The 11,985-nt window shown below is 36.4% G+C and carries 11 protein-coding genes and 2 pseudogenes; 2 read left to right on the forward strand and 11 right to left on the reverse strand.

Features of this window, described 5'->3' with window-relative positions:
• Window positions 1–716 precede the first annotated feature (716 nt).
• The 3 genes and pseudogenes from BM212_RS10845 to BM212_RS10855 all read right to left on the reverse strand — a co-directional run.
• Window positions 717–1,497 (reverse strand): annotated as a pseudogene (locus BM212_RS10845) (transposase); the annotation flags it as partial.
• A gap of 175 nt (window positions 1,498–1,672) precedes the next feature.
• On the reverse strand, window positions 1,673–2,581 hold the full coding sequence (locus BM212_RS10850) for a cation diffusion facilitator family transporter (protein ID WP_091898518.1): 909 nt from the start codon (window positions 2,579–2,581) through the stop codon (window positions 1,673–1,675).
• Between the two features lie 47 nt (window positions 2,582–2,628).
• Window positions 2,629–2,934, reverse strand: a complete 306-nt coding sequence (locus BM212_RS10855) for an ArsR/SmtB family transcription factor (RefSeq protein WP_091898520.1) — start codon at window positions 2,932–2,934, stop codon at window positions 2,629–2,631.
• Window positions 2,935–3,278: 344 nt separating this feature from the next.
• On the opposite strand from BM212_RS10855, the gene BM212_RS10860 reads away from it, so the two are divergent.
• On the forward strand, window positions 3,279–5,198 hold the full coding sequence (locus BM212_RS10860) for a heavy metal translocating P-type ATPase (protein ID WP_177206440.1): 1,920 nt from the start codon (window positions 3,279–3,281) through the stop codon (window positions 5,196–5,198).
• Between the two features lie 255 nt (window positions 5,199–5,453).
• Window positions 5,454–6,017 carry a recombinase family protein gene (locus tag BM212_RS10865; protein ID WP_048728526.1) on the forward strand — a complete coding sequence of 188 codons (564 nt, stop codon included), beginning with the start codon at window positions 5,454–5,456 and terminating at the stop codon, window positions 6,015–6,017.
• A gap of 245 nt (window positions 6,018–6,262) precedes the next feature.
• On the opposite strand, the gene BM212_RS10870 is transcribed toward BM212_RS10865, so the two are convergent.
• The 8 genes and pseudogenes from BM212_RS10870 to BM212_RS10900 all read right to left on the reverse strand — a co-directional run.
• Window positions 6,263–6,589 carry a YnfA family protein gene (locus BM212_RS10870; protein WP_046466214.1) on the reverse strand — a complete coding sequence of 109 codons (327 nt, stop codon included), beginning with the start codon at window positions 6,587–6,589 and terminating at the stop codon, window positions 6,263–6,265.
• Between the two features lie 324 nt (window positions 6,590–6,913).
• Complete coding sequence (locus tag BM212_RS10875) at window positions 6,914–8,260, reverse strand: dihydrolipoyl dehydrogenase family protein (protein ID WP_091898524.1); 1,347 nt, start codon at window positions 8,258–8,260, stop codon at window positions 6,914–6,916.
• Window positions 8,261–8,385: 125 nt separating this feature from the next.
• Window positions 8,386–10,026, reverse strand: coding sequence for a mercury(II) reductase (gene merA / locus BM212_RS10880; protein ID WP_072693675.1), 1,641 nt, complete (start codon window positions 10,024–10,026; stop codon window positions 8,386–8,388).
• Window positions 10,027–10,058: 32 nt separating this feature from the next.
• Window positions 10,059–10,211, reverse strand: a pseudogene (locus BM212_RS12970) (heavy-metal-associated domain-containing protein); the annotation flags it as partial.
• A gap of 15 nt (window positions 10,212–10,226) precedes the next feature.
• Complete coding sequence (locus BM212_RS12650; protein WP_177206439.1) at window positions 10,227–10,379, reverse strand: lipoprotein; 153 nt, start codon at window positions 10,377–10,379, stop codon at window positions 10,227–10,229.
• Window positions 10,380–10,688: 309 nt separating this feature from the next.
• Window positions 10,689–10,910: a mercury resistance system transport protein MerF gene (gene merF, locus BM212_RS10890; RefSeq protein ID WP_072693674.1), complete on the reverse strand. Its 222-nt coding sequence runs from the start codon at window positions 10,908–10,910 to the stop codon at window positions 10,689–10,691.
• Window positions 10,911–10,923: 13 nt separating this feature from the next.
• A complete protein-coding gene (gene merR, locus BM212_RS10895; protein WP_072693673.1) occupies window positions 10,924–11,325 on the reverse strand; it encodes a mercury resistance transcriptional regulator MerR in 402 nt (133 codons plus the stop codon).
• Between the two features lie 306 nt (window positions 11,326–11,631).
• A partial coding sequence (locus BM212_RS10900; RefSeq protein ID WP_177206441.1) for a transposase occupies window positions 11,632–11,985 on the reverse strand: 354 nt, incomplete at its 5' end.

Below are 11,985 nucleotides of genomic sequence, written 5' to 3' on the forward strand. Positions count from 1 at the left end.
TTATTGACGTTACTGATGAAACTTGAATTAAGGTTGAAATCAAGCCTCTTCACAATTTTGAGACAAATCAGAGCGTTACAGTATGAACCGTTTGAGTGTTTCAAAGCATCGTTCGCACCTGGTTAAGTGAAAGAAAGTGCAAATAGACTAAGCGACAACTGAATAACCCTAAAAATTTCTGGAAAAAGTCATCCCTTGCGCCAGCAATTGACTTTTTTGGAAATTTTAATGAAAACTACTTGTGATTAAAGTAACAATATATAAAAATCATTTATTCTAAGTTTTATGCAACACTAGTGAAATGATATATTATATACTACAAAAAAATCTATGGAGGACATTTTATAAAAAGTTCTCTCTTAGATAAGAACTTATATTATCATTTTATCAGAACATAAAAAAATTCATTCAATATCTAATTGACTAGTTGAATGAATCTCATAAAATATTTTTTTATAAGTTCTACTGAAAAATATTAACTTAAAAATTAAAATAGTTTACCCTGAATGATTCATACTTTTAAGAAAATTAATAATTGGGGCATTTTTCACTTCTTTCAGATCATTAGTTTAATATGTTTACTTTATTTTACTTAAAATTTCCACGTCACTCATTTTTTTGTCAGAAAATTAAGGTTTTCAGGCATACTAATCCCTTGAAATTAGCCTTTTTTTAAACTATTCCATTAGGTGTGAGTGCTACTGCAATTTGAAATGCTAAATATTCCGCAAGATTTTATGGAATAGTTCATAGTAAACGTAATAGGAACTGATTTTTAAAAAGGTTTTTCGTCCAGAATGAACAAGTTTACCCGCTACTTTAAATAAGAGCAAACGAATAGTTGAAACTTGAAAACCTTTGGTTTCTTTCGTAAAACAAAGAGTACGCATAAAATTGACGATGTTGTAAGCTAGTACACTCACCATCATACGTGCATGATTTTCTAAAAAACGAGGGCTATAGGTTTTATCGAAATAAAATCCATTTTGGCCTCTTTAATGTAATTTTCCATGGTGTCTCTTTTAGAATAGGTTTGAAAGACCGCTTCTGCAGAAAGTTTCTCTGATGAATTGGTTATGATAAATTCATGTCGAGCAATCAATTCGGTTGCTTCACGCGTAGATTTAATACAAAGTCTTCGTGAATGTGTCCAGCTCTTCGCTTGATAGAGTGCAGAAGCGTAGCGCACTTCTTTTTTATCCCAATCCTGTTGGTCATCTATCGATACAAATTGCTCAGCGATTTTTCCTAGGTTACGATTCGATTTCAATCGAATAACATAAAAATTTTGACGTTTTTCACACAGTTCATATAATTCAGGAGTTGCAAAACCACTATCTGCACGCACTAGAATAGAACATACAGGTACGGTTTCTTGGTAATGGTCAAAAAGTGGCCGGTCAGGCCTTCAAAGGCAACAAGTAGATGATAGCCATTCGTTTGGTAATGGGCATTATAATGCGACTTCTCCTGATTGCCAAAAGTATCCGAATGTGTTAAGTTATGAAACCGATAAATTAAGTAAAAAAAGCCAATTAAGTGTAAATTGTAATTTTATTTTGCATTAAATTTAAGGGGTGCTTTGCACTAATAAATCGAGTAGGAGACTAGCCATTAATTGACTAGTCTCCTACTCGATTTAAAATAGTCCTTTTTTCAATATATAAATACTTTAACTGCCATAAGCATACCCTTTTTCCAGTTCGTCTTTACTTGTAGTTATTTCTATTGTGATATGATCCTTTACACCCGATGTATGGGCAAGCTCTGCAATTTCTTCTTTGATTTCCCTAGTCTTGTTTATATCGGAAGAGTCTATAAGAACCGTAACGATAAGGGCATTTTCTTCTCCGTCCAGTGACCAAATGTGAAAATGAGAGAGGTCCTTTACAGCAGGAATATTGTTAATGGAGTTCGCCAGGTTCTCTACGTTTACATTTTCCGGCGAACCGTTCAATAAAATTTTCATTGTACTGAAAAATTCAGGTACAGCTTTATAGAGGATATAGAGTGCTATCAAAATCGATAAGATTGGATCCAATCGATAAGCCTCGGTAAAGTTCATTAGAATACTCACAATCAAGACTCCAATCCACCCTAATACGTCTTCCAGCATATGCAGGTTCAACATGCCTTCGTTTTTAGATGACCCTTTGCTTAAAATCCAAGCCGCATATCCATTCAATGCAATAGCTACGAGAGAAAGCCAAAACATGCCACTGTAATTAACCGGTTGCGGATCAATCAAACGTGGCACACTACGATAGATCATAAAGAACGAGCCACTAATTAGCACAACGCCAGTTATCAGCGCGCCCAGTAAAGAAAATCGTTTATAGCCAAAGGTGAACCGTTCATCTTGTTGCTTTTCTGAGTACCCCTGGAAAAACCAAGCGAATCCAATTGAAATAGAGTCCCCTAAATCATGAACTGCGTCAGACATAATGGACACACTATTGAAAAGAAACCCAAAGAAAAATTCACTTATGGAGAAAATAAAGTTGGTGAAAAAAGCAATTTTAATATTTTTTTTCGATTGATCCTGATGCGAGTGATTATGATTTTTATCTGATTTTGACATTTTAAAAACCTCCATTTAGTTTTATACCTTATTAGCTTTTATTGTTCTTATTCATTGATATGAGTTAAGATTTGTTCGAGAATACTGAAAACATGAAGATCATCAAGACTGTAAACCATGCTTTTCCCTTCTCTTCTTGCCTTCACTAAACTTGAATCTTTCAATATTTTTAGTTGGTGTGAAATCGCGGACTGTTCCATGTCCAGAGAAATGGCGATATTTCCAACACTACACTCTTTTTGCTGTAAAAGAAAGAGAATCGACAATCGTGTAGGATCACTAATCACCTTAAATAGTTTGCTTATTGACTGAATAGATTCTTTATCGATTGGAGAAGTTGTTTTTATATCCATAGTGTTTTTATTCCTCTCATATGACTTGGTGCTCATATATATAATACCATATGTGCGAAACAAAGCTAGTATTTTGTTTATAAGGGCGTTTGTTAGTTTATGAGAAAGGAGTTGAGACTGCTTTTTCTTGACAAAACTTATAGAGCACTATAAAATGAACGCATAGACATATGATTTTTTATTCATATGTAAAACGTAAAGATTCCGATTTACATATGGGACAACTGAAAGGAGTCAGAGACAATGGAAATTACATGAATACTTCTCTTCTTTTAGTGGGAATTTGTGTGATTTAATAAGTAAATGAATGGAAATCAAAGGAATTATATAGGAAGGTGATAAAAATGGAAACTATCGAAGAACAACAATCTCAAGAAAAACATAATCACAACCACGACCATGATAACGGGAAAATGCCAATCGTTTTATACTTTATTGGTTTAGTATTAGCAGTGATCGCTCTATTTTTGAATGAAGATTATCAGTTGCTACAAAACATTTTATTTTCAATCGCTACAATCAGTGCGGGGTATCATGTCATTGTTCTGGAAGGCCTTGGGGAAACAATTGAGAACACAAAAGCAAATAATAAGTTCACGCCTAATTCTCATATTTTAATGGGATTAGCGGCTATAGGAGCTTCAGCAATAGGGAATTTTTGGGAAGGAACGTTGTTGATTCTCATTTTTTCAGGCGCACATTTCCTGGAAAATTACGCTGAAGGAAGAAGTAAACGAGAAATCACGAAATTACTCGAAATGAATCCAACGACTGCCCGGTTAATCCAGCCTGATGGCAGTACAAAAAATGTTGACGTCAGTGAATTAAAAGTGGGAGATCAACTTCAAGTATTGAATGGCGATCAAGTCCCCATTGATGGCGTCATTTTGTCAGGCTCTACGTCCATTGATGAGTCGTCTATTAATGGAGAAAGTATCCCAAAAGAGAAGTCCAAAGGAGACGACGTTTTCGGAAGTACAATCAATGGAACAGGTACTTTCACAATGGAAGTCACTAAAGAAAATAAAGATACAGTATTTTCAAAAATTTTACAGTTAGTAAACCAGAACCAAGACAACCAAACAAAAGCTGCGAGTATAATCCAAAAATTTGAACCGAAATACGTTACAGTTGTTTTAATTGCCGTTCTGTTATTCATGTTATTGGCTCCTTTTCTCCTAGACTGGACATGGTCACAAAGTATCTATAGAGGATTGGTCCTTTTAGTGGCAGCTTCACCCTGTGCTTTAGCAGCAGCTACTGTATCGGTAACTTTATCGACGACTTCTAACTTGGCCAAAAAAGGCGTCCTTTCAAAAGGTAGTTCTTACCTGTCTCAATTAGCCGATACTCAAGCCATTGCATTTGACAAGACAGGAACCTTGACTAAAGGAAAACCTGAAGTAACCAATTATTATTTTGCTGATTCCGTGAACGAAGAAAACATGATTGATATCGTAGTAGCTCTTGAAAAAGAATCCAATCACCCCTTAGCAGATGCCATTCTAAGAAAGTTTGAACAAAAAAATCAACTGACTATTGAAGTAGAAAATCAGATTGGTAAAGGGTTGACAGGAGATTACAACGGCAAAAATTATCGGATCGGAAAACCAACTTCATTTGACGAGGTTGCAAATGAATATATTCGTTTAAATAATGAGTGGGCATCAGAAGGTAAGACAGTCGTATATGTAGCAGAAGATGAGAATGTCATTGGACTTATAGCTCTCATGGACGTTCCAAGTGAACATGCAAAAGAAACTATTAAATACTTTAAAGAACAAGGCATACACACCACTCTAATCACTGGCGACTCAGAAATGACAGGAAAAGCAGTTGCTGAACAATTAGGAATAGATGAAGTAATCGCGAATGTCATGCCAGAAGATAAATCTCGAATTATAGACGAGCAAAAAGAGAAATACGGCGTAACAGCAATGGTGGGTGATGGTGTAAATGATGCCCCAGCCCTTGTGAATGCAAATGTAGGGATTGCCATGGGAGACGGAACCGATGTAGCAGTAGAGGTGTCTGATTTAGTTTTAATGCAGGATGACTTATCTAAATTGGTTAAAGCTCATGGAATTTCTTCTAAAATGAATCGTGTCATATGGCAAAACATCCTTTTTTCAATGGCAATCGTAGCCTTTTTAGTTGTAGGGAGTTTATTAGGTCTAACAGATATAGGAATCAGTGTCATTATTCATGAAGTAAGTACGTTGGTCGTTATTCTGAATGGACTTCGTTTATTAAAATCTAATTAATTCTATCAAAACCCATAAATCTAGGGTATAGTAATAACTGTCTGAAGTTAATATGCCTTTAACGTTCTAAAAACGTTAGAGGCATATTTTTTATAAATTACTTTGTCTCAAAAACAATCGATTATGAGACTGTTTTGAGAAGCGACTCTTTCTTCTCTAAAAGCGCTCTTTTTTAGTCTCAAAAGTTGTATCAATATCTATGTATCTTTAACAACCCTTTGTGATACAATGAGGGTAACAAAGGGGGTTAGAACTGTGAGCGGATATATCTACGGATACGCGCGCGTCAGCACGCAACACCAGGATCTGAATCGGCAGCTAGACTTGCTAGCGAAACAAAATTGCAACGAAATCTTGACGGAGAAAATGACAGGGACGAAGAGCAATCGTCCTGAGTTGAACCGTCTAAAGGATAAATTGCGACCTGGGGACACGGTGGTGGTGGAGAGCTTCTCCCGCTTGGGACGAAGCACCAAGGATCTGATTGACCTGGTCACCTACTTCGAGGAGCAGGACGTGAAGCTGGTCAGCCTGAAGGAGAACTTCGATACAACCACCCCGCAGGGGAGGCTCATGATGACCGTTTTCCAGGCCTTCAGCCAATTCGAGCGTGATTTGATTGTGGAGCGGACGAAAGAGGGGCTCCAGAGTGCCCGTGCCCGAGGTCGGATAGGCGGAAGACCACGTGTGAACAAACGTGATATTGAACGAGCCGTGAAACTGTATGAGAGCAAAGCGTATAGTGGCAAAGAGATTACAGAAATGACTGGTATCAGTAAAGCTACTCTCTATCGATATATAAAGAGTAAGAAAAAATAACGCATTTTGAGCCAATTTCATATTTAAAAGTGAGTCACTTATTCACGTTACTGAGCTAAAAAGTATTTTTACCCATATCTTTCGTTAAGATTTATGTTGCAACCTATAGTTAGGGGTACCGCCAACATTTCGGAAATTTTGTACGTTAAGGGAATTTCAACCTAAAAAAGTCGAATTCCTGTACGCTAAGGAACCGACTTTTTTAGGTTGATTCTTCAAGTAAAGCGCCAGTTGAAGAAGTTTTTTTATTGACGTGGTGCAAACAGCATTACTGATACCCCAACCAAGCAAATACCAGCACCAACCCAATCATATAAATCAGGTGTTTTTTTATCAATGCCCCATCCCCACAATACAGAAAGAACAATAAATACTCCTCCATAGGCAGCATAAACTCTACCGAACGATGGGAATGATTGAAATGTAGCAATGACTCCGTATAAAACTATGGCTATTCCCCCAAAGATCCCCAAATAAAGTGGCTTCCCTTCTCTGAGACATAACCAAATTAGATAACCACCACCAATTTCAGCTAATCCTGCAACAATGAATACTACAATTGTATAAATCATAAAGCACTCCTTGAACATTTAATCAATATAGCAATTATAACGTATCCTTTTTGAACTATGATAATTATTTCAAGCATAGAGTGATTAACAACAGTTTGGAGGGATAGTATTGAACGAGGATTTTATATATGCAAATCAAATACTTAATAGTCGAGGTACCGTCGGAAAAATACGGACGTTAAGGATTTTGAAAGATAAAAAAGCTTAATTCCTCCGTATTTTTAGTGAGAAATTAAGCTTTTGATTTTCAACAATCGCCCTTTTCTGAATAAGCGTGTACAAGAGATAATGGAAAAATCATGCTGGAAAAACATATGATAAAAATTACAACATGTGTGCAATGTCTGAAGCTACTGTTGGATAGGCAAATATCATTTGTTTCAATTCTTTGGTTGAAATCCCAAAACGAATGGCTGTTGCAAAATGATTAATCAGTTCATCGGCTTCATTACTAATCAAATGAGCACCAACAATTTGATCATGATCTTCGTCAATCAGCACTTTAAACGCAGCAAAGTCCTCATTTGTCCGTTTATACGTAAACCAGTCGGAGATGTTTTTCTGCTTTACTTTAATATTCCGGCCAGAGTTTTTGGCTTCCTCCTCGCTCATACCTACCGATGCCATTTTAGGTACGGTAAATACAGCAGATGGAATCACGGGATATTCAATTTTTTTGCTGTTCCCTTTCAATAAATTAGATGCTACGACATGAGAATCTGCACTGGCTACAGGTGTGAGGGGCAAGCCATCCGTTGCTGCAGCATCTCCAGCTGCATAGACATTCGGGTTACTTACACTTTGCAAATACTCATTAACATGGACACCATGTTTTTTCCTTTCTATATTCCCTTTTTCAAGATTCATATCTAAGGCAGGGACCCGTCCAGCACCATGAATAACAATGTCTGCTTCAAACCGCGTTATATCCTCTTTTTTTCGAGCGTACACATGAAACTTTCCTTGTTCTTTTTCAATGGATTCAACGGAATGTTGAAGATGTACCTGTATGCCAATCTCTTTCGACTTTTCTAAAAGGATATCTACAAGATCTATATCAAAATTCTCCAAAGGTCTTTGACCTCGATGGATAATATGAACTTCTGATCCAGCACGTGCCGCGATATGAGCAAATTCAAACGAAATATACCCACCACCAACAAAGACGATTCTTTGTGGTAATTCATCCAACTCCAAAAACTCATCACTATAAGTAAGATGTTCTTCTCCTTCTATGGGTAAAGGGGTAGGTTTCGCACCACTAGCGATCAAGAAATGACTCCCCTCGAGCACTTCTTTATTCACTTCAAGTTTGTCCTCACTCACGAAAGATGCATTGCCATGATACGTATCGATTCCCTGTTTATTCAATGCTTCCTCTTTTTTTTCCGGGACATCATCTGTAAAGGTTCTTTTAAAATTCATAAGATCTTTCCAGTTGATGAAGACTTCAGACGGTACTCCATTCTTAACCATCCGTTTGTTCCAATCAATAAGCTCGGCAGCACCATGTAGAACCTTTTTTGGGTCACATCCACGTAGTGCACACGTGCCTCCAAACGGCCTGTCATCTACCATAGCTACATTCCAGCCGGCTTTATTACATTTTGCTGCTGTGATTGAACCCGCAGAACCTGTACCAATCACAATAAGATCGTATTTCTTTATCATCATTAACCTCCTCGCAGAATTGACTCTATAATACGTTTGCCTTATTTCTATCTAATGAAACCGCGTACCTTGTCCAAGGTTGAAAGAATCCACCGTCTTAACCAAACGGTGGATTCATTGTGTTGTTATCCCGCACAACAAGATAATTTTGAAACATCTTTATCAAACGTCAGGGCAGCTAATTTCAATCCCTCTGCCATGGTTAAATATGGTGCAAGGCTGTCTTTTAAATCCTCGACTGTTAATCCAAACTTAACGGCTAATGTCGCCGCATATATCACATCTCCTGCATTTTCAGATACGATATGAACCCCTAGTAATTTTGAAGTTTTTGCATCGGCAACAAGCTTAAAAACGCCTGTTGTTTCACGATTTACTATTGCTCTTGGAACTGCATCTAAAGGCAATACAGATTTTTTTACTTCATAGCCTTTTTCTTTTGCTTGTTCTTCTGTTAAACCAACCGTTGCAATCGAAGGATTTGTAAAAATTACGCCAGGAACAACGGATAAATCTAATTTTTTATTTAATCCGCCAATCGCATTATCGGCAACAATTCCACCTTCATATGCTGCTACATAAACGAATTGAGGTCCTAATGTTACATCGCCTGCAGCATAAATCTTTTCATTACTTGTCCTAGCGTAGTCATTTATCAGGATTTCTTTTCGTTTTCCAACTTCAACCCCTGCGGCATTTAATTTCAAAGCATCTGTATTTGGTTTTCTTCCTGTTGCAACAAGTAACTGCTCTGATTCCACCACTTTTTTCTTACCATCTACTGTTACATGAACCTTTTTGATTTGCCCCTCTTGTTCTACACGCTCAAAAGTTGCCCCTTTTACAAGGTTAATACCTTGTTCAATTAACGCTTTTTCTACGGCTTCTGAAATTTCTTGATCATATTCTTTTAAAAGTCGCTCACTTCTTTGCATAAGCGTGACTTCTGAACCTAAATTATGAAACAATTGCCCAAGTTCCATTCCGATATATCCTGAACCAATAACCGTTAATCGTTTTGGTACCGTTTTTAATTCAAGTAATGTTGTACTTGTTAGATAATCCACTTTTTCAAGTCCTGAAATCGGCGGTAAGGAAGGAGAAACGCCCGTTGCAATTAAGAAACGCTTTGCAGAAAGTTTCTTCCCGTTAACTTCAACTGTATTTTCATCAACAAATATTGCTTCACCTTCAATTAACTCAAAGCCATATTCATCAATTAAATTGACATATTTTTGATTCCGAAGTTCGCTTACTAACTCATCTTTATGCTTTACTAAAGGAGCTAATTCCACTTTTCCAGCAGATGTTTGTAAACCTATAAATGGGTTGACTTTTGCCAAATGATTGATTTCCCCAGCTCTAAGAAGTGTTTTTGATGGCACACAACCAATATTTACACATGTTCCCCCAACGGTTCCACGCTCAATCATAGCTACTTTTGCCCCATATTCAACCGATTTAATCGCAGCCGAAAAAGCAGCCCCGCCAGAACCAATGATAAGTAAGTCATAGTCTCCCTCATCACCTAAAACTATTTTTTCTTCAGATTGTACTTCTTCTATTTCTCCAGGCTGGTATTTTGCTTCATCAATTGCCTTTTTTGCACTTTCCACCCCAATATCATCGGGTAATTCAAATACTGCTTCACCACGACGAAAACTAGCTTCAATGTTCTTAGCTCCCACATTTTCAAGTGCTACGGCTACATGTTCTTCACAACCTGTACAAGTCATTCCTTGAATATTTATCTTAAATTTATTCATTACCTCAACCTCCTGTTTTATCTTAAATTTTCCTATTTCCTTATTTCATACCCTAAATCAGTAATTATTTCTTCAATTTCTTCTAAACTAGTTTTCGATTTATCAAATGTAAGTTGGGTTTCTCCTGATCCTTCAACTTCTATATCTTGAATACCCTCTAAATTAGAAACGGCGGAACTCACCGTAAAAGCGCAAGATACTCAAGTAAAACCATCTATTTTAAACGAAACAGATTCTAAGTTTTCTGATGGAACCTCACTTGTTTTTGAACCTTCTTCAACTGCTTTTTGACCACACCCAGAAAGGACAACAACCAATCCAAATATAATGAATAGATATATTAAATATTTCATCATGCCTTATATCCCCTGACTGAACAATGTATAGATAAGCATTACTCCAGAAACGATTGTACTAACCCATAACAACTTCTTCGTTTTCTTTGAACTATTTTTTTGTTTCCATACAAGTAAATGAGCAAAAGAAAGCATAACAACAGTGATAACAATAAACCAAATTCGATATGGCGCAAACGTAACGGCAAGTGTTCCAGCTAAACCACTTAGACCAAGTGGTATTAAGATCGCTAAGCCAATTCAACAAAGACTTGCTAAAAAAGCTGAAAACATCGAAGCAATTGCAACAACTCTTTCTTTCATTTTTTACATCTTCTTATTTTTATGTGATTTTTCATATTTAGAATAAGCATAAAAAGTTAAACCAAGAAAAACAGCTAAAACAGGAATCAGAACAAAATCTAAATAGCCTGTTATTGCACCTAATCCAAGCGTACCTAATAAAATAACTAAAATAGGTGTAGCACAACCTAACAAAACCAAAAATGTACCTATAAGCCCTGCAATAAAGGTCTTTTTATATTTCATTTCAAAATTCCTTTCATTCTTCCTCAATTAGGGTTTCAATTATCGGACAAGCATGTAAACTTTTTTCATCTGGACATCGTTGTTTTAAGTCGTCTAACATAGTTTCAATTCGTTTTAAATCCTCTATTTGTTTTTGAACTTCCTTTTGTTTTTTAGAAACAAATTCGAACATATCTTGACAACGAACTTCATCTTTATCTACAACACCAAATAATTTATAAATCTCGTTTAAAGAAAATCCAAGTTCCTGTATTCGTTTAATAAACCCAACACGCTTAACGTCATCATATGAATATATCCGATAACCAGCTTCCGTTCGGTGAGGTTCTTGTAGTAAATTTTTTCGCTCGTAATATCTAATCGTTTCTTTATTAACGCCACTCTTTTCAGCAAATTCACTAATCAGATACTTCATTCTTTTCACCTCTATTTATTATACACCATGTACCATAGTACATGGTCAAGAGATATTTATGATTTTAAAATACTCTACCCTAGTAGTTTTCTCTTAAAATCCCTTCCTGAATAATTCATAGCTCTAATTTAAAGCTGTTTTCTTGAATAAATTGCCTATTTTTATATTAGGCAGATACTTTCTTCTAAAATATTGTATTTTCGAACAGGATTCTTAGGGAAGAAGGACCTATTAAAAATCCTTTGTCTATTTAAGGGCAGACTGATCCCTTGAAATAATCAGTTAAAACTTTATGCGATAACTCCTCTAAATATATTGTCTGGATCGCCGTAGGCGTTCGAAAACCTTATAAAATTCGGTTTGATACACATGATAACTCGACAGTTTGAGATAGACTTGTCTGCCTGTTTTAACGAGTTTGCCGGCAACTTTGAGCAATGTCAATCGTATAGAATGAATCGTCATCCCCCGATTCACTTGTTCAAATCCAATGGTCTTTAAAAAATTGACGAGGTTGTAAGCCAGGACACTGATCATCATTCTAACGTGATTTTCCAGGAAGAGTGGGCTATCTGTTTTGTCAAAATAAAAGCCTGATTTCGCTTCTTTGATGAAATTCTCCATTGTACCCCGTTTGCCGTAAAGAGAGAATATGACTTC

Source organism: Marinilactibacillus piezotolerans (assembly GCF_900114235.1).
GTDB lineage: Bacteria > Bacillota > Bacilli > Lactobacillales > Carnobacteriaceae_A > Marinilactibacillus > Marinilactibacillus piezotolerans.